Origin of the sequence: Saccharothrix australiensis (assembly GCF_003634935.1) — a bacterium.
GTDB lineage: Bacteria > Actinomycetota > Actinomycetes > Mycobacteriales > Pseudonocardiaceae > Actinosynnema > Actinosynnema australiense.
On the sequence record NZ_RBXO01000001.1, the window covers coordinates 1,360,502 to 1,378,100 of the forward strand.

At 71.5% G+C, this 17,599-nt stretch carries 15 protein-coding genes, 1 tRNA gene and 1 other RNA gene; 12 read left to right on the forward strand and 5 right to left on the reverse strand.

Features of this window, described 5'->3' with window-relative positions; translation table 11 throughout:
• Positions 1-11: 11 nt before the first annotated feature.
• The 5 genes from C8E97_RS06530 (at position 12) to smpB (ending at position 3,893) form a co-directional block, all read left to right on the forward strand.
• Positions 12-512, forward strand: coding sequence for a PadR family transcriptional regulator (locus C8E97_RS06530; protein WP_121002583.1), 501 nt, complete (start codon positions 12-14; stop codon positions 510-512).
• Positions 513-563: 51 nt separating this feature from the next.
• Positions 564-1,667 carry a peptide chain release factor 2 gene (gene prfB, locus C8E97_RS06535; protein WP_121002585.1) on the forward strand — a complete coding sequence of 368 codons (1,104 nt, stop codon included), beginning with the start codon at positions 564-566 and terminating at the stop codon, positions 1,665-1,667.
• A gap of 79 nt (positions 1,668-1,746) precedes the next feature.
• A complete protein-coding gene (gene ftsE / locus C8E97_RS06540) occupies positions 1,747-2,436 on the forward strand; it encodes a cell division ATP-binding protein FtsE (protein ID WP_121002587.1) in 690 nt (229 codons plus the stop codon).
• Positions 2,437-2,477: 41 nt separating this feature from the next.
• The gene (gene ftsX, locus C8E97_RS06545) at positions 2,478-3,377 is read left to right on the forward strand and encodes a permease-like cell division protein FtsX (RefSeq protein WP_121002589.1); all 900 of its coding nucleotides are present in this window, start codon (positions 2,478-2,480) and stop codon (positions 3,375-3,377) included.
• A gap of 39 nt (positions 3,378-3,416) precedes the next feature.
• Positions 3,417-3,893, forward strand: a complete 477-nt coding sequence (gene smpB, locus C8E97_RS06550) for an SsrA-binding protein SmpB (RefSeq protein ID WP_121002592.1) — start codon at positions 3,417-3,419, stop codon at positions 3,891-3,893.
• Positions 3,894-4,432: 539 nt separating this feature from the next.
• On the opposite strand, the gene C8E97_RS06555 is transcribed toward smpB, so the two are convergent.
• Positions 4,433-5,077: a response regulator transcription factor gene (locus tag C8E97_RS06555; protein WP_170211658.1), complete on the reverse strand. Its 645-nt coding sequence runs from the start codon at positions 5,075-5,077 to the stop codon at positions 4,433-4,435.
• Positions 5,065-6,312 (reverse strand): sensor histidine kinase, encoded by a 1,248-nt coding sequence (locus tag C8E97_RS06560; RefSeq protein WP_121002596.1) that lies wholly within the window; start codon positions 6,310-6,312, stop codon positions 5,065-5,067. Before C8E97_RS06560 ends, C8E97_RS06555 begins: the two co-directional genes overlap by 13 nt.
• A 167-nt stretch (positions 6,313-6,479) precedes the next feature.
• Between C8E97_RS06560 and ssrA the strand changes: the two genes are divergently transcribed.
• Positions 6,480-6,854: a transfer-messenger RNA gene (gene ssrA / locus C8E97_RS06565) on the forward strand.
• A 215-nt stretch (positions 6,855-7,069) separates the two neighbouring features.
• On the opposite strand, the gene C8E97_RS06570 is transcribed toward ssrA, so the two are convergent.
• Positions 7,070-8,647 (reverse strand): GMC oxidoreductase, encoded by a 1,578-nt coding sequence (locus tag C8E97_RS06570; RefSeq protein WP_121002598.1) that lies wholly within the window; start codon positions 8,645-8,647, stop codon positions 7,070-7,072.
• Between the two features lie 70 nt (positions 8,648-8,717).
• Positions 8,718-11,051, reverse strand: coding sequence for an ATP-dependent helicase HrpB (gene hrpB / locus C8E97_RS06575; protein WP_121002600.1), 2,334 nt, complete (start codon positions 11,049-11,051; stop codon positions 8,718-8,720).
• A 276-nt stretch (positions 11,052-11,327) separates the two neighbouring features.
• On the opposite strand from hrpB, the gene C8E97_RS06580 reads away from it, so the two are divergent.
• The 4 genes from C8E97_RS06580 to C8E97_RS06595 all read left to right on the forward strand — a co-directional run bounded on the left by C8E97_RS06580 (position 11,328) and on the right by C8E97_RS06595 (position 15,178).
• Positions 11,328-11,963: a hypothetical protein gene (locus tag C8E97_RS06580; protein WP_121002602.1), complete on the forward strand. Its 636-nt coding sequence runs from the start codon at positions 11,328-11,330 to the stop codon at positions 11,961-11,963.
• A gap of 213 nt (positions 11,964-12,176) precedes the next feature.
• On the forward strand, positions 12,177-12,986 hold the full coding sequence (locus C8E97_RS06585) for a GNAT family N-acetyltransferase (RefSeq protein ID WP_121010914.1): 810 nt from the start codon (positions 12,177-12,179) through the stop codon (positions 12,984-12,986).
• A 56-nt stretch (positions 12,987-13,042) separates the two neighbouring features.
• Positions 13,043-14,350, forward strand: coding sequence for an MFS transporter (locus C8E97_RS06590; RefSeq protein WP_121002604.1), 1,308 nt, complete (start codon positions 13,043-13,045; stop codon positions 14,348-14,350).
• 69 nt (positions 14,351-14,419) lie between these two features.
• On the forward strand, positions 14,420-15,178 hold the full coding sequence (locus C8E97_RS06595; protein WP_121002606.1) for a DsbA family protein: 759 nt from the start codon (positions 14,420-14,422) through the stop codon (positions 15,176-15,178).
• On the opposite strand, the gene C8E97_RS06600 is transcribed toward C8E97_RS06595, so the two are convergent.
• Positions 15,171-16,454, reverse strand: coding sequence for a phenylacetate--CoA ligase family protein (locus C8E97_RS06600; RefSeq protein ID WP_246018706.1), 1,284 nt, complete (start codon positions 16,452-16,454; stop codon positions 15,171-15,173). The two genes, C8E97_RS06595 and C8E97_RS06600, sit on opposite strands and share 8 nt — an antisense overlap.
• Before the next feature lie 185 nt (positions 16,455-16,639).
• On the opposite strand from C8E97_RS06600, the gene C8E97_RS06605 reads away from it, so the two are divergent.
• A tRNA-Ala gene (locus tag C8E97_RS06605) sits at positions 16,640-16,712 on the forward strand.
• Positions 16,713-17,057: 345 nt separating this feature from the next.
• Positions 17,058-17,429 carry a hypothetical protein gene (locus C8E97_RS06610; protein WP_147455007.1) on the forward strand — a complete coding sequence of 124 codons (372 nt, stop codon included), beginning with the start codon at positions 17,058-17,060 and terminating at the stop codon, positions 17,427-17,429.
• The last annotated feature ends 170 nt before the right edge of the window (positions 17,430-17,599 follow it).

Below are 17,599 nucleotides of genomic sequence, written 5' to 3' on the forward strand. Positions count from 1 at the left end.
CCGTTGGTGTTGTGTCGGACCTGAACGCTACTGCCGCCGCCCTGCTCGGGCTGCTGCACGACGGACCCAAGACCGGTGGCCAGCTCGTGGCTGAGGCCGGGGAGCGCTTCGGAGCGTTCTTCAGCGTCACCCGCAGCCAGGTCTACCGCGAGCTGCCCGCGTTGGCTGACGCGGGTCTGCTGCGCCTCGGCAAGCAGGGCCCACGCTCCAGTCAGCAGTACGTCCTGACGGCCGCAGGCAAGAAGGCCTTCAAGAACTGGCTGCTGTCCGAGCCCGGCCCGGACCACCTGCGCAGCCCACTCATCCTCCGGCTGGTGCACGCCGGCTCGCTGACCGCCAAGCAGCGGCAATCGCTGGTCGACGCGGCCCGCGCGAGCTACACCGCCGACCAGGAGGCCGCCCGGACGGCGGTGAAGACCGCGGAGGACGCCTACGCCAAGGCGGTGGCCGAGTTCGCCCTGGCGCACGCCAAGGCCGTGCTCAAGCTGCTCGACGCGATCCCCACTGGCTGACGAGCGCCGACCGGTCGCACTCCGCGGCCGGTCCTGGCGTAATCTTCTGCCGTGAACCCGGACGTCGAAGCAGACATCAAGGACCTCTCCGCCACCCTCGCGAGCATCGAGGCGGTGATGGACCTCGCTGCGCTGCGCGCCCAGGTCGCGGAGCTGGAGGAGGCCGCCGCCAAGCCCGACCTGTGGGACGACCAGGAGAAGGCGCAGCGGGTCACCAGCCAGCTCTCGCACAAGCAGGGCGAGCTGCGCCGCGTCGTCGGCCTGCGCGACCGCCTGGACGACCTCGGCGTGCTCTACGAGCTGGCCGAGGACGAGGGCGACGCGGGCAGCATCGCGGAAGCGGACGCCGAGCGCGCCAAGCTGCGCGAGGAGATCTCCTCGCTGGAGGTCCGCACCCTGCTGTCCGGCGAGTACGACGAGCGCAACGCCCTGGTCACCATCCGCGCGGAGGCGGGCGGGGTGGACGCGGCCGACTTCGCCGAGATGCTGCTGCGCATGTACTCGCGGTGGGCCGAGCGCCACGGCTACGGCGTGGACGTGTTCGACACGTCCTACGCGGAGGAGGCGGGCATCAAGTCCGCCACGTTCCGCGTCACCGCCCCCTACGCGTACGGCACGCTCAGCGTCGAGCAGGGCACCCACCGGCTCGTGCGCATCTCGCCGTTCGACAACCAGGGCCGCAGGCAGACGTCGTTCGCGGGCGTCGAGGTCGTGCCCGTGGTGGAGCAGACCGACCACGTCGACATCGACGAGAAGGACCTGCGGGTCGACGTCTACCGCTCGTCCGGCCCCGGCGGCCAGGGCGTGAACACCACCGACTCGGCGGTGCGGCTCACGCACATCCCGACCGGAATCGTGGTGTCCTGCCAGAACGAGCGCTCCCAGCTCCAGAACAAGGCCACCGCGATGGCGGTGCTCCAGGCGAAGCTGCTGGAGCGCAGGCGGCAGGAGGAGCAGGCCAAGATGGACGCCCTGAAGGACTCGGGGTCCAGCTGGGGCAACCAGATGCGCTCCTACGTGCTGCACCCGTACCAGATGGTGAAGGACCTGCGCACCGAGCACGAGGTCGGCAACCCGTCGGCGGTGCTCGACGGGGAGATCGACCAGTTCCTGGAGGCGGGCATTCGCTGGCGGAAGCAGCAGCAGGGGTCCTGATCGATCAAGCCGCCGTTTCGTCCGGGGTTCGCCGGGCGAGACGGCGGCTTTACCCAGGCCACCGGTAGACTCCCCCGTCGTGATTCGCCTCGAACACGTGTCCAAGGTCTACAAGACCTCCACGCGCCCCGCGCTCGACAACGTCTCGGTCGAGATGGACAAGGGTGAGTTCGTGTTCCTGATCGGACCTTCCGGGTCCGGAAAATCCACGTTCCTACGACTTCTGCTCCGCGAAGAAGTGCCGAGCAAGGGTCGCGTGTACGTGTCGAATTTCGACGTGGCCAAGATGTCCCGGCGCCGGGTCCCCCGCCTGCGCCAGTCCATCGGCTGCGTGTTCCAGGACTTCCGACTGCTCACCAACAAGACCGTGGCCGAGAACGTGGCGTTCGCGCTGGAGGTCATCGGCAAGCCGCGGAACACCATCGTGAAGGTGGTGCCCGAGGTGCTACAGCTGGTCGGCCTCGACGGCAAGGCCGACCGGATGCCGCACGAGCTGTCGGGTGGTGAGCAGCAGCGGGTGGCGATCGCCCGCGCGTTCGTCAACCGGCCGCTGGTGCTGCTCGCCGACGAGCCGACCGGCAACCTGGACCCCGACACCAGCCAGGACATCATGCTGCTGCTGGAGCGGATCAACCGCACCGGCACGACGGTCCTGATGGCCACCCACGACCACTCCATCGTCGACTCCATGCGCCGCCGTGTGGTCGAGCTGGACCACGGCCGCATCATCCGCGACGACGCGCGGGGTGTTTACGGCGTGGGCCGCTAGAGACCACCCTCATCCCCCGACCCTGAGGAACGTTCCCCCCGATGCGTACCAGCTTCGTGTTCAGCGAGGTCGTCACCGGCCTGCGCCGGAACGTCACGATGACCATCGCGATGATCCTCACGACCGCGATCTCGCTCGGCCTGCTCGGCGGTGGTCTGCTCATCGTCCGCATGGTCGACAAGATGCAGGACAACTACCAGAGCAAGCTCGAGGTCTCGGTCCTGCTCACCAACGACGTCAGCGCGAATGACAAGGACTGCGCGCAACAGCCGTGCGCCGGCCTCCAGAGCGCGCTGCAGAGCACGTCGGGCGTGGAGACGGTGGTCTACGAGAACCGCGAGAAGGGCTTCGAGCGGTTCAAGAAGATTTTCGAGGCGCAGCCCGAACTGGTGAAGCTCGCCCGACCCGAGGCCATCCCCGCCACGTTCCGGGTGAAGCTGGAGGACCCGGCGCGGGCGAGCGTCATCGTGCAGGCGTTCTCCGGCAAGGCGGGCGTCAAGGCGGTCAACGACCAGGGTGAGTTCCTGGGCAGGCTGCTGGACGTGTTCAACGGCCTGCGCAACATCGTCCTCGTCCTGGCGCTGGTGCAGGCGCTGGCGGCGCTGCTGCTGATCTCCAACACGATCCAGGTGTCCGCGTTCACCCGGCGCACCGAGGTCGGCATCATGCGACTGGTGGGCGCGACCCGCTGGTACACGCAGCTGCCGTTCCTCATCGAGGCGGTGGTCGCCGGCGTCATCGGCGCGATCGTCGGCGTGGGCGGGCTGGCGCTGCTGGTGTTCGGCGGCACGAAGGTGTCCGGGGACCTGTTCACCTCGCAGATCCTGCCGCCGATGGGGATGCTGGACGTGCTGATCATCTCGCCGATCCTGCTGGGCGTGGCGGTGTTCATCTCGGCGCTGACCGGGTACGTGACGCTGCGCCTGTACGTGCGGCTGTGAGTCCGATATCCGCTGGCGTGCTCACGTAAGGTTGCTGGCATGGTCAAGGAACGCGGTCAGAAGGTGATCGCGTCGAACCGCAAGGCTCGGCACGACTACACCATCCTCGACACCCTGGAAGCGGGCGTCGTGCTCGTCGGCACGGAGGTCAAGAGCCTCCGCATGGGCCGGGCGTCGCTCGTCGACGCGTTCGGCCAGGTCGACGACGGCGAGGTGTGGCTGCACGCGTTGCACATCCCGGAGTACGTGGCCGGCACCTGGACCAACCACGAGGTGCGCCGCAAGCGGAAGCTGCTGCTGCACCGCAAGGAGATCGAGCGGCTGATCGGCAAGACCAAGGAGAGCGGTCTGTCGCTGATCCCGTTGCAGATGTACTTCAAGGACGGGTACGTCAAGGTCGAACTCGCGCTGGCACGCGGCAAGAAGGCGTACGACAAGCGACAGGACCTCGCGAAGCGCGACGCCCAACGCGAGATCCAGAAGGCACACGGCCGCGCGCTCAAGGGCCGTTACTGAACGACCCCTGGCCTCATACGGGTGTGCACCGCACACACCACGGCCGGCTGCGTGTCATCCCCGTACGGCCTGCCCGCAGGGCAACCACGCTCGTCAGAGGGGCGCAAGCACGCTTCACCGCTTGCGCCCCTCTGACGAGCGTGGTGGTCTTTGACAGGTCGTACGGGGATGACACGCAGCCACCAAAGCTTTCAAGCGAAGCTTGAAAGCTTTGCCCCCATCCTCGGTGGCCTGCCCAGCGGCGAGCGCCCTTCTTTAAGCTTTGACCCGCTAAAACCGAAGAACTTCCGCGCGGAAGGCGCCCGCACAAGCTTTAAAGAAGCGCTCGCCGCTGGGCAGGCCGCCGGGGGAGGAAAAGCTTTAAAGGCGTCGTGTTCTCCCCGCATGGCCTGTCAAAGACCACCACAGTCGGTCAGGGGGCGCAAGCGGTGAAGCGTGCTTGCGCCCCCTGACCGACTGTGGTTGCCCTGCGGGCAGGCCATACGGGGAGAACACGAGACCAGAAGTCTGTGCTGCGCGGTGCGGGCGGGGTGGTGTGGTCAGCCCAGGTTGAGGTAGGCGAGGACGGCGCGCACTCGGCGGTGTTCCGAGGTGCTGGGTTCCAGGCCGAGTTTGGCGAAGATGTTGCCCACGTGCTTTTCCACCGCGCCGTCCGAGACGACGAGTGACTTGGCGATCGCCGCGTTCGACAGGCCCTGTGCCATGAGGCCGAGGACCTCGCGTTCGCGCTGGGTCAGGGAGTCGACCGGGTTGCGCTTGTTGCGGACCATGAGCTGGGTGATGACCTCGTGGTCGATGCTCGTGCCGCCCTCGGCCACCCGGCGGACCGCCGCCACGAACTCCGAGACGTCGGCCACCCGCTCCTTGAGCAGGTAGCCGACGCCGTTCGCGCCGCCCGCCAGCAGTTCGACGGCGTAGCGCTCCTCCACGTACTGCGACAGGACGAGGACGGGCAGGTTCGGGATCCGCTTCCGGGCCTCGATGGCCGCTCGCAAGCCCTCGTCGGTGAACGTCGGCGGCATCCGCACGTCCACGATCGCCAGATCCGGCCGGTGCTCCTCGATCGCCCCGAGCAGCGCGTCGCCGTCTTCCACCGCGGCGACGGTCTCGATGCCCTCGTCGGAGAGCAGGCGTTCCACGCCCACCCTGAGCAGGACCGAATCCTCGGCGATCACAACGCGCACGGCAGCTCCGTCCGGATCACGGTCGGCCCCCCGACGGGGCTGACCACCACGACCACGCCGTCAATGGTCGCAGCACGGTCCGCCAGGCCCGCCAGCCCTCCTCCCGGACGGATCTCCGCGCCGCCGTGGCCGTTGTCGGTCACCTCCACGACCACGGAGTTCTCCGTGCGCGTGACCCTCACCGCGGCCTGCGTGGCGCCCGCGTGCTTGGCGATGTTCGTCAGGGCCTCGGCGACGGTGAAGTAGGCGGTGCTCTCGACCGCCGTCGGCGGGCGCGGGTCGACGTCGACCGACACGTCCACGGGGATCGGGCACTTCGCCGCCAGGGACGACAGGGCCGCGTCCAAGCCGCGGTCGCCGAGCACCGACGGGTAGATGCCGCGCGCCAGGTCCCGCAGCTCCGAGATGGCGAGCTTGGCGTCGGCGTGCGCCTCGGCGATCAGCTCGGCCGCCGCGTCGGGGTCGGTGTCCATCTTGCTGCGGGCCCGGCCGAGGCCCATCGCCACCGCCACTAGGCGCTGCTGCGCCCCGTCGTGCAGGTCGCGCTCGATGCGCCTGCGCTCCGCCTCCGCGGCCTCGACGCCTCGCGCGCGGCTGGCGGACAGGCGACCGGTCTCGGCCTCCAGCAGGCTGGTGCGGGACGGGCCGAGCAGGGCCTGCGCGAGCGCCGCGTGACCCCGGCCCAACGCCTTGATCAGCGGCAGGACCAGCAGGCCCAGGACGATGCCCACGAGGGACACGGGCAGGGCCTCGGCGAACGAGTCGACCAGCCACTCCGAGTTGCCCAGCGAGACCTGGATGTTCGCGGGCAGGAACTGGTAGTAGACCGGCAGGAACACCGCCGCCAGCACGACCGGCCACAGGGCGACCACCAGGGTGAACTCCACGATGCCCACCGGCAGCATCAGCACCCAGTAGGCGAAGTCGCGCCACGTCGCCGGGTCGGTCACCAGCGCCTTGGTCCGCACGTACAGCGAACCCTCCGGCAGCTGCCGGTACGGTCGCTGGACGTCCACGCCGAGCGTGACCCGCAGCCACGACCGCTCGACGGTCGCCGCGAGCCGGGCGAGCAGCAGGGTCAGCGCGAGCAGCGGCAGTCCCACCCACACCACCGCCGTGCCGATGCTCAGCACCAGCAGCGGCACCAGGAGGCAGAACCAGAAGAGGCCCGTCGCCAGGTTGAACAGGAAGTACCCGCTGGTCCGGACGATGTCCGGGTTGGCACGCGCAGTCATGTTTCCCCACCTTCACGCCCGATGTACCCGACCAGCATCGCCCGTCCGCGCGGCCCGAACCATCAGGTCGGCCGCCGTCCGGGAGGTGGGGACAGCCCTACCCGCCGTATTGGGAATGAACCCGGTCCCCGGACACGTTATGATGGGTGGACGCAAGACCCAGACCAGGGGGTGAACGGTTTCGACTTTGTGCGTTGATTCAAGGGAAGCGTGTCGGTGCAGGCGAGAGACCACCGTGAGCGTCATCGCAAACCAATAAGCGCCGAGTCTAACGACCAGGCCGCTTACTCCCTCGCCGCCTGAGGCTAGGAGAGTGAGCTGTCAGCCCGGAGGAGCCTCCGCTCCGGATGCTGGCATCAGCTAGGAGGCTCACCGCCGTCCCCGGTCACGGGGGACGGTCGGGACACCCACAGTGACTGGGCCCGTCACGAGCGACTTGTCCGCGTGATCGCCGGGGCCGAGTAGAGGCACAGCGGACTGCACACGGAGAAGCCTTGATGAAGCGGCAGAGGACCCGGGTTCGATTCCCGGCACCTCCACGGCCTCGGCCGGCCTGCGTTCGCGGAGTGCGCGAACCTGGTCGGCCGTCATGCTTTCCGGGGGTGCGACCCCCGGGCCCCGCCCGGGGGTCGCACCCCCGGACCCCCGGCCGCTCGGCTTCGCCGTCGGGCCATCCCGCGACCCCGTTCGGTGGAGTCGCCTCGGCTTTGCCGTCGGGTGGCGCCTCCGACCAGTGGTATCGCCTGGTGGGCGTGGGTCAGGGGTGGATGTCCTCGGCGAGGATGGTGGCCAGGTTGCGCTCCGCCAGGGCCGTGATCGTCACGAAGGGGTTCACGCCCAGGGAGCCGGGGACGAGCGCGCCGTCGGTCACGTAGAGGTTGGGGTAGCCCTTGACGCGGCCGTGGTCGTCCGTGGCCTTGCCCAGCACCGCCCCGCCGAGCGGGTGGTAGCAGAAGTCGTCGGCGAACGCCTTCGCGCCGCGGAACACGTCGTAGCGGTAGCCGGTGCCGTTGGCTTCGTTGATCCGGTCGAACGTGCCGCGCGCGGCGGCCACCGCCTCGGCGCTCTGCCCCTCCCGCCACTGGAGGACGGCCTTGTCCGCCGCCCGGTCGTAGACGAACCTCCCGCGCTCCTCGCCGCGGGTGATGGCCAGGTAGAGGCTCAGGTAGGTCTCGATGCCCGCGGGCACGGGGGCGATCTCCGCGAAGACCTGCCGCTCCGGGTCGTTGATCGCGAGCACCGGGATGGCGGACTGCCGCGCGCCCGTCGGGTGCCACAGGTGGTTCGCGCGGGCGATCATCACGTTGCCGTTGGGTCCCCAGCCCTCGCCCACCTCGGCCGAGAGGTCGGGCAGGTCGCCGTTCTCCCGCGCGCGCAGCAGCAGCTCGGTGGAGCCGAGGCTGCCCGCGCCCAGGAACAGGTGGTCGCACGTGACGTGCTTCTCGGCCACCGGCGCGCCGTCCGGGGTGATCTCGCGCACGGTCAGGGCGTAGCCGGTGGCGGTCCGCTGGACGCGGGTGACCTGGTGCAGCGGGGCGATGGTGACGTGGCCGGTCCGCTCGGCCTCGGCGAGGTAGCCCTGGTCGAGGGTGAACTTGCCGTGGTTGTTGCCGTAGATGACCTCGGTGGCGAGCGCGGACTTCGGCGCCTCCCCGCGCTCCTCCGCCGCCATGTGCTCGAACGAGTAGACGTTCGGGACGAAGGTCGTGTCGAACCCGGCGCGGCCGGCGAGCGTGCGGGACAGCCGCGCGAACCGGTAGTGCTCGCTGGCCTCGAAGAAGTCGTCGGGGATGCGGTTGACCCGCAGCATCCGGTTGGCCAGCGGGAAGAAGCGCCGGTACATCTCGTCGGCGTCGACGGTGGGGAAGCGGCGGGCGAAGTAGTCGCGGTCGGGCACCACGGCCATGCCGCCGTTGACCAGCGAGCCGCCGCCGACGCCCCGGCCGACGTACACGCCCATGTTCGGGAAGTTCACGCGGTCCAGGACGCCCGCGTGCCGCCGGATGGGCCGGTTCGCGAGGTCGAGGAACATGACCCCGTTGATCGGCGCCTCGGTGCGGTCCTTGAACCACGTGGAGCGCTGGTCGGGGTCGAGCATCCCGCAGAACACCTTGCCGTCGGGGCCGGGGCGGTCCCAGCGCTGACCCATCTCCAGCACGAGGGTCCGGACACCCGCCTCGCCCAGGCGCAGCGCCGCGACGGCCGCGCCGTAACCGCTGCCCACGACGACGGCGGGCACGTGCCGGGTGGACGCTTCCGCGCGGCCGGTCACGACGAGGCTGCCCGCGGTCACCGCGGTGACGCCGAGGAACCGGCGGCGGGAGAAGTTGTTCATGCTCCCGGAGGCTAGCTGTTCGGAAACATTTTCACGTACGCCCGAGTTCGGCTCGCCGTAGGCCGCGGGGCTAGCGGCGGGCCGGTGGCGCGGTCAGCGGGTCCTCCGGCCAGCGGTGCTTGGGGTAACGGCCGCGCAGCTCGGCCCGTACCCTCGGGTAGCCGGTGCGCCAGAACGACGCCAGGTCGCCGGTCACCGCCGTCGGGCGGCCGGCGGGCGACAGCAGGTGCAGCACGACCGGCACCCGGCCGCCCGCCACGCGCGGGGTGTCGGTCCAGCCGAACACCTCCTGGACCTTCACCGGCAGCACCGGCTCCGGGCCCGAGTAGTCGACGCGGACGCGGGAGCCCGAGGGGACCTCGACGCGGTCGGGCGCGAGGTCGTCGAACCGCGCGGCGGCCGGCCACGGGAGCAGCCGCCTCGTCACCTCCTCGCCGCTGATCCGCGCCAGGTCGGCACGCCGCCGCGCGTCGCCGAGGTCGATCACGGCCAGCAGCGCGTCGTCGTCCACGGCCGGCCACGGGTCGCCCAGCACGCGGTGCAGGAACGCCATGCGTTCCCTGGTGCGGACGCCGTCGGCGTCCCAGCGCAGCAGGTCGAGCCCCTCCGCGCGCAGTCCCGCCAGGAGGGCGGCCCGCAGCGCGTCGGGCGTGCGCAGCGGCCGGGCGGACAGCGTGATCGCCCCCAGCTTGCGCAGGCGGTTCGCGACCACGTCGCCGTCCCACCGGATGTCGTCCTCCTCGGCGAGCAGGGTCGGCGCGGCCCGGCGGGCCAGCTCCTCCGACGCGCGGGCGGCGAGGCGGATGCGGCCGTGGCTGCGGCCGGGCTCCCGGTCGGCGACGGCGACCGCCAGCCACTCCGCGTCGGCCGGACCGCCGCCGGGCGGGAGCTCGGCGGCCGTGCCGCCCGCCATGAGGTAGACCGGTGAACCGGGCGAGCGCCGCCGCGCCAGGCGTTCCGGGAAGGCCAGCGCGACGACCAGCGCGCGGGCGTCGGCGTCGTCGACCGGTGGCCCGGTCCGCGCCGGTTCGCCGACCAGGGCGGCCAGGCGCCGCACCTCGCGCGGGTCGGCCCGCCGGGCGGACAGCTCCACCCCGTCGGCCGCGCGGTCGTCGTCCAGCACGGCGACCACCTCGGCCGCCGTGCGCGCGCCGACCAGCTCGGCGCCGTCCAGCAGCGCCCGCGCCAGCCTCGGGTGCAGCCCCAGGTCGGCCATCCGGCGGCCCCGGTCCGTCGCGCCGCGCCCGTCCAGCGCGCCCAGCGCCCGCAGCACGGACCGGCCGGCGTCCAGCGCGCCCGGCGGCGGCGCGTCCCACCAGGCCAAGCCCTCGCCGGACGGCACGCCCCAGCAGGCCAGCTCCAGCGCCAGCCGGGTCAGGTCGGCGGTGCGGATCTCCGGCTCGGGGTAGCGCGGCAGGGTGCCGTGCTCGTGCTCCGGCCAGCACCGGTACACGCGTCCGGGCGCCTCGCGGCCCGCCCGCCCGGCCCGCTGGTCGGCCACCGCCGCGCTCACCCGCACCGTGGCCAGGCCCGCCAGCCCGCGCCGGTGGTCCACGCGCGGCACGCGGGACAGGCCCGAGTCGACCACCGCCCGCACGCCGGGCACGGTCAGGCTCGACTCGGCGATCGCCGTGGCCAGCACCACCCGCCGGCGCGGGCCCGGCGCGAGCGCCGCGTCCTGCGCGCCGGACGCGAGCCTGCCGTGCAGCGGCACCACGTCCACGTCGTCCAGCAGCGCCGCGCACCGCCGGATCTCCGCCACACCGGGCAGGAACGCCAGCACGTCGCCGTCCACCTCGGCCAGCGCACGGCGGACCGCCCGCGCGACCACGGCCTCCACGCGCTCGGCGCGGGCGGGCGGCACGTGCGCGACGTCGACCGGGTGCGTCCGCGCGGACACCCGGATCACCGGCGCGTCGCCGAGCAGGCCCGCCAGGCGGTCGGCGGCCACCGTCGCCGAGGTCGCGAGCAGCCGCAGGTCCGGCCGCAGCCCGGCGCGGGCGTCGAGCAGCAGCGCCAGCAGCAGGTCCGCGTCCAGGTGCCGCTCGTGGCACTCGTCGAGCAGCACGGTGCCGACGCCCGCCAGCTCCGGGTCGTGCTGCAACCGCCGCACGAGCAGCCCCGAGGTCACCACCTCCACGCGGGTGTCGCGGGACGTCCGGCGGTCACCGCGCACCGCGTAGCCGACGGTCCGGCCGACCGGCTCGCCGAGCAGGCCCGCCATCCGCGCGGCGGCGGCGCGGGCGGCGATGCGGCGCGGCTCGGCCACTACGACGCGGCCCTCCAGGGCGAGCGGCACGAGGGTCGTCTTGCCGGTGCCCGGTGGCGCGACGAGCACTGCCGAACCGCGCGCGGACAGCGTCCGGACCAGCTCGTCCAACACACCGGCGATCGGCAGCTCCACGGTGCGCCAGTGTGGACCCCGACCCGGTCGCGGTGCGACGCAGGTACCGCCGCGCGCACCCACCTCCGGCCGACCCGCGTCCGGTTCGCCGCGCGGTCGGCACGCGACCACGCCCGCCGGCTACGCACCGTTCGCCCGCCCGACGGGCGTGCGACCATCCGCGCGACCTGCGGCCACGGCCGGGTGACGAGTGTTCCGAGGTCTGTCCACATCGGATTAGCGTGGGTCGTGGTCGACGTTCGCCGGCCGTGAAAGCGCTGGTAGGAGGGCACAGCAATGTCCACAGTAGAGCAGGGTGCGCAGATCGCGCCGCCGGTCGGCGTCCAGTTCCAGCTGACCGTCCTCAACCGGTCGTCGGACCGGGCGAACGTGATGCTGTTCCCGAGCGTTCCCGCCGGCACACCGGGTCACCCGGTCGTGTGGCGGTCGTTCGAGTTGCTGCCGGAGGAGACCTCGATGCTCCACTGGCGGCACACGCTCAACTTCGTGCGCGGCGGCCTGACGGACTTCGCGCCGGGGCGTGACTACGAGCCGGTGGAGATCATCTCGGCCGTGCCGGGCGAGTCGAACCAGGTGACGCTGTCGCTGGTGGGCGGTGAGCTCGCGTTCACCGACCCGCGGCCCGGACCGCCCGGAACCCTGCTGGTCGAGCAGGACCCGAGCGTGCCGCCGCGCGCGGGCAACGTGGGCGTCGGCATCGGCGGTTTCGGCACGCTGATCTCGGCCACGCAGGCCGGGACGAGGCAGTCCTACGGGTACGCGCCGCAGTTCTACGTCGGGACCGGCACCTACCAGGAGGGCGAGTTCCTCAGCACGATGGGCATCGACACGCAGGCGGCGCTCAACTACCCGGTCGGGGTGACCGAGGCGACGGCGCTGTTCGACGGCAACGGCTGGGTCATCAACTACTAGTGGACCGGTTCCGCCCCGGTCGGGCGCGGCGGTGGTCCCCGGACCGGGGGCTCCGGTGGGTGGCGGGTCCGGCCGGGGTGTCGTCGGGCCCGTGACCGGCGCGCTCACCACCCCTCGTCGGGGAGTGACGAGGGGTGGTGAGCGCGAGCGGCGTGTCGTGGGCGCCCGCCGCGGAGCGGCGTGGGTGGGCCGCGGCGTGCGAGGCTGGTCGGCGTGGTTGACCCGTTGCGCGATCCCGACGACCCCGAACTGCTCGACCCGTACCGCTCGCGTGAGCTGGCCGGCCTGGTGGAGGCGGCGCGGCTCGCGTCGGGCGCGGTCCGGTACGGCAAGGTCGGGCGGGTCGGCTGTGCCCGGGTGGTGGTGAACCGGGACAACCCCCTGCCCCTCGGCAACCACGCGTGCGCCCTGGACGGCTCGTCGGCGGAGGTCGCGGGGACGCTGCTGCGGTTGGAGCAAACGTTTGCGGACGTGGGGCGCGCCGAGGCGGTGGTGTACGCCTCGCCGACCACGGTGGCCGAGATCGAGGGCATCGCGGACGACGCGGGCTGGTACGCCGTGGAGGAGTCGCTGGCCGTCGTCCACCGGGGTCCGGTCCGCGCGTCGACCGTGCGGGTGGCGGCGGACGCGGACCTGGCCGGCATGGCCGGGCTGCTCGCCGACGACCTGGGCGCGGACCCGGCGCGGCTCGCGCGCCACCTCGGGCAGCGGCTGGACGACCCGCGCTGCGCGTTCGTCGCGGTGGACGACGGGGACCGGCTGGCCGGGTTCGCCGCCGGCTTCGTCGAACACGGCGTCGGTCTGGTCGAGCACGTCGTGGTGCGGCCCGCCCGGCGGCGGCGCGGTGTCGGGTCGGCGCTGGTGAACGGGGTGGTGGCCGCCCTGCGTGACGCCGGGGCGCTGCTGGTGGCGGCGCACGTCGCCGAGGGCGGCGGGGGCGAGCGGTTCGCGGAGGCGTGCGACTTCGACGCCGGGTACCCCGTCACCGCGTATGCACGGAGAGTTGACGAGCTGTTGGATTGAGCCCCCGGTTGCCCCAGGGCATATCCTTAGCACAGCTAACTGAGATCGGAGGCACTGTGCTGGGGAGTGACGCACCGGCCAAACCCCGGCTGCCCGGCGAGGTGTGGGTGCTCGTCGTGGCGAGCTTCATCATCGCCATCGGGTTCGGCATCGTCGCGCCGGTGCTGCCCGCCTACGCCAGGAGCTTCGACGTCGGCACGACCGCCGTGTCCGCGATCGTCAGCGCGTTCGCCCTGGTGAGGCTGCTGTTCGCGCCGGTGAGCGGACGACTGGTCAGCCGGTTCGGGGAACCCCGGACCTACATCGCCGGCATCCTCATCGTGGCGATCGGCACCGGGGCGTGCGGGTTCGCCACCGCGTACTGGCAGCTGATCGTCTTCCGGTCGTTCGCGGGCGTCGGCTCCACCATGTTCACCGTCGCCGCCGTCGGCCTGCTGATCCGGATCACGCCGCCGCCCATGCGCGGCCGGGCGTCCGGGCTGTGGGCGACCGGCTTCCTGCTGGGCAACATCGGCGGGCCGATCGTCGGCGCGGCCCTGGCGGAGATCTCCATCCGGGTGCCGTTCGTCACCTACGCCGCCGCCCTGGTGCTCGCCGCGCTCGTCGTCTGGTGGTTCCTGCGCCGCTCCACCCTCGCCGCGCTCGACCAGAACGCGCAGCACGCGACGCTGGGCGTCGGGCAGGCCCTGGGCTCGCCCGCCTACCGCGCCGCGCTGGCGTCCGGGTTCGCCAACGGCTGGGCCGTGTTCGGCGTGCGGATCTCGCTGGTGCCGCTGTTCGTGGTGGAGGCGCTGCACGGCAGCCCGGCCATCGCGGGCATCTCGCTGTCGGTGTTCGCGGTGGGCAACGCCGCCGTGCTGATCATCTCCGGCAAGCTGTCCGACAGCATCGGGCGCAAGCCGATGGCGATGGCCGGGCTCGCGGTGTCCGCGGTCGGCACCATCTGGCTCGGCTTCACCGCGGGCGTGCCGATGTTCATGGTGGCCTCGCTCGTCGCGGGCGTCGGCGCCGGCCTGCTCAACCCGCCGCAGAACGCCGTCGTCGCGGACGTCATCGGCACCAAGGCCAAGGGCGGGCCGGTGCTCGCGGCGTTCCAGATGGTCACCGACTGCGGCGCGATCATCGGGCCGTTGCTCGCCGGCGTGCTGGTCGACCACTTCTCGTACGGCGCGGCGTTCACCCTGACGGGGGTGATGATGGTCATCGCGCTCGGGTTCTGGTCGTTCGCGCCCGAAACCCTGCCGAAGGAGCCGTCGTCGCACGTCGCGGAGGTCGTCGCGAACGAGTCCGGCCGCCTGGACGAAGGTCCGGAGGTGCCGACCGGCGAACGGCTCGCCGGTCGGCCGCGTCAGCCGGACGCGTGATCACTCAGGTTCAGCTCAGCATCGCTCGGTAGCCTGCGGGCCGCAGGTGACCGGGAAGGGAACGGCGACGTGGGTGGTGCTGAGCGCAACGCTCGGAAGAAGAAGCAGGAGCAGCAGGCCGCGAGGGCGGTGGCCGCGGCGCGCGGCGCCGGGGGCGACCGGACCAAGGTCGTCATCGGCGTGGTCGTGGTCGTGGTGCTGGCGCTGGTCGTCGTCGGCGGCGTGATCTGGTCCAAGTCGAGTTCCGACGACAGCGCGAGCGCCCCGCCGACCGACGTGGCCGACGTGGCGGCCCCGGTCAAGCGCGAAGGCGCCGTGGTCGTGGTCGGCAAGGATGGCGCGAAGGCCACCATCGACGTGTACGAGGACTTCCTGTGCCCGGCGTGCGGGCAGTTCAAGAAGATCTACGGCGACCAGATCAAGCAGGAGATCGAGAAGGGCACGCTGCGCGTGCGCTACCACGCGCTGCCGTACCTGGTGCGGCTGTCCGACCCGCCGGGCTACTCGAAGGACGCGGCCAACGCCGCGCTGTGCGCCGCGGACGAGGACAAGTTCTGGCAGTACCACGAGTCGCTGTTCGCCAAGCAGCCCGAGGAGGGCGGGCCCGGCTACACCAAGCAGGAGCTCGTGAAGCTCGGGACCGACCTCGGGATCACCGGCGACAAGTTCAAGACGTGCGTCGACGGCGACACCTACGACAAGGACACGCAGGCGGAGCTGGACAAGGCGCGTGGCCTGCCGTACTTCAAGGGCACGCCGACCGTCGCCTCGGGTGACCAGAAGGTCGATCTCGGCGACGACAGCTGGCTGGCCGACCTCGTCAAGTGAGGCCGGGCGCCGGCGGCGGGCCCCCGTCCCAGCGGGCCAGCCGCCGCGCCTTGCCGGTCTCGGGGCGCGGCAGGGCGCCGGGCGGTGCGACGACGACCCGGCACGTGAGGCCCAGGCGTTCCCGCAGCGCGGCGGTCAGGTCGCGGCGCACGCCCTCGGCCGGGTGGCCGTCCGCCCCCTCGGCGGGCCGGCCGTCCGTTCCCTCGCCGCCGGTCGGGTGGCCCTCGACGACCACCCACAGCTCCGGGCGTTCCCGGCGGTCCTCCACCACGAGGTAGTGCGGGCCCACGCGGGGATCGGCGAGCAGCACGCCCTCGATCTCGCTGGGGAACACGTTGACGCCGCGCACGACGAGCATGTCGTCCCTGCGCCCCAACACCTTGCTCATCCGGCGCAGGGTCCGCGGGCTGCCCGGTGCGGGTGGGGCCAGCGTCGCCACGTCGCCGGACCGGTAGCGCAGCAACGGCATCCCGGTCTTGGTCAGCGTGGTGAACACCAACTCGCCCGGCGTGCCGTCCGGCACCGGGACACCGTCCGGGTCGACGGCCTCCACCAGGAAGTGGTCCTCGGCGACGTTCAACATCCCTTGCGAGTCCAGTGATTCGCACGCCACACCGGGCCCGATGACCTCGGAGAGCCCGTAGATGTCGAGCGCGCGGAGCCCCAGCAACCCCTCGATCTTCGCGCGCATCCCGTCCGTCCACGGCTCGGCGCCGAACACGCCGACGCGGAAGGCCGGCTCGACCCCGCCGCGCCGCAACGCCTCCCCGAGGTGGATGGCGTAGGAAGGCGTGCAGCACAACACATCCGGGCGCAGGTCGGCGATCAACCGCACCTGCCGCTCGGTCATCCCGCCCGACATGGGCAGCACGGCGGCCCCCAACCGCATCCCGCCGTGGTGCACCCCCAGCCCGCCCGTGAACAGCCCGTAGCCGTACGCGTTGTGGATGCGACTGCGGGAGGTCGCGCCCGCGCCGCCCAGGGCGCGGGCCATGACGGAGGCCCAGACGTCGACGTCGTGGGCCGTGTAGGGGACCAGCGTGGGCCGCCCACCGGTGCCGGACGAGCCGTGGACGCAGACGATCCGATCGTCCACCTGGAACCCCGTCGGGTAGTGCTCCCAGAGGTCCTGCTTGGTCACGAACGGCAACCGCGCCAGGTCGTCCAACGACACCTGACGCGCGTCCCGAACCCCGACGTCCCGCAACCGACCGGCCTGCACCCCGTCGGCCGCCAACAACCGCCCCACCAGCGCGCGCAGGCGACGTTCCTGCACGCCCCGACGAACCTCCGGCCGGACGCCTTCGGCATCCGGCTCGACCAACGGTGATCCACCCATGCACCCCGGTCTAGCAGGCCGAACGCGCCCCCGGTACCCCCGATTTCCACCCTGACGGGGGGATGTTGTACGGTATTGCCACACGAGAACGGCGGGGTTGACCACCGGGAACGTGACTGCACGGGGCTGTGGCGCAGCTGGTAGCGCATCACACTGGCAGTGTGAGGGTCAGGGGTTCGAGTCCCCTCAGCTCCACAAGTTAATGGTTCGTCTGATTCGCCCGCTGACCTGCGGTAATGCAGGTGGCGGGCGATCTTGCGTTTGTGTCCGTTCTGGATCAGACCTGCCGATCTGGAGCAAATCTGGAGCAGGCGGTCAATCCGCACGAAATTCGTCAGCTGTGTGCTCCAGCTCTCACTAACCCAGCTGGGTGGATCTGCTTCGGTCGCCGTGGCCGCGGTCATGTTCGGCACCGGTGTGACTCCTTGGTGGCTTCGCTGTCGTGTGGTGGACAACGGGCGGCGGTTTGTTCGTTTTCGATAACGGCGGCTGTGGCTGCTGCTACATTGCGACACCAGGCGGTAGCAGGGGGTGACGTGGATGGGGGCTCCTGGTCGGGGCTATGCGCTCGATCCGGGCGAGTTCGAGCAGTTGAAGGCCAGTCTCAGAGCGGCTGGAGAGGCGTTGGGGCTACAGGACTTCCGAGCCAAGGCCAGCCTCGAGGGCAGCATGACGGTGCAGTCCGTGAGCCCGCACGAGAACATCGAGGAGACCGTTGACGAGGTGATCCTGGCGTTGACGAAGTTCGTCGATCAGGACTACGCCCGGACAAGTCAGGCCGTGCAGGACTTCATCAACCGGGTCCACACCACGATCGAGACGGCGATCGACGGCGTCCATCGGACGCAGCAGGAGTACGTGGGGGCCGAGAAGCTCATCGGTGAAGGGCTCCGCCGGATTCACCCGGAATGACCAGGGGGAGGAGCACGTGGGCTTTCTTCAGACCGTGATCACGGACTCATTGCTGTCGGACGCGGGGGAAATCGACGGGTTCGCGGCCCGGCACGCTCCCGGTCTGCCGTCCATCCAGGCCACCTTGAGGGTGATCAGGGACATCGACCCGGAGTCGTTCCGCCAGACGG

What these genes read in the sequence shown, in the direction of transcription:
- C8E97_RS06610 (WP_147455007.1), top strand. Translation starts at nt 17,058, where the DNA reads ATGGGGGCTCCTGGTCGGGGCTATGCGCTCGATCCGGGCGAGTTCGAG.
- C8E97_RS06560 (WP_121002596.1), bottom strand. Translation starts at nt 6,312, where the DNA reads ATGACTGCGCGTGCCAACCCGGACATCGTCCGGACCAGCGGGTACTTC.
- C8E97_RS06570 (WP_121002598.1), bottom strand. Translation starts at nt 8,647, where the DNA reads ATGAACAACTTCTCCCGCCGCCGGTTCCTCGGCGTCACCGCGGTGACC.
- smpB (WP_121002592.1), top strand. Translation starts at nt 3,417, where the DNA reads ATGGTCAAGGAACGCGGTCAGAAGGTGATCGCGTCGAACCGCAAGGCT.
- C8E97_RS06580 (WP_121002602.1), top strand. Translation starts at nt 11,328, where the DNA reads ATGTCCACAGTAGAGCAGGGTGCGCAGATCGCGCCGCCGGTCGGCGTC.
- ftsX (WP_121002589.1), top strand. Translation starts at nt 2,478, where the DNA reads ATGCGTACCAGCTTCGTGTTCAGCGAGGTCGTCACCGGCCTGCGCCGG.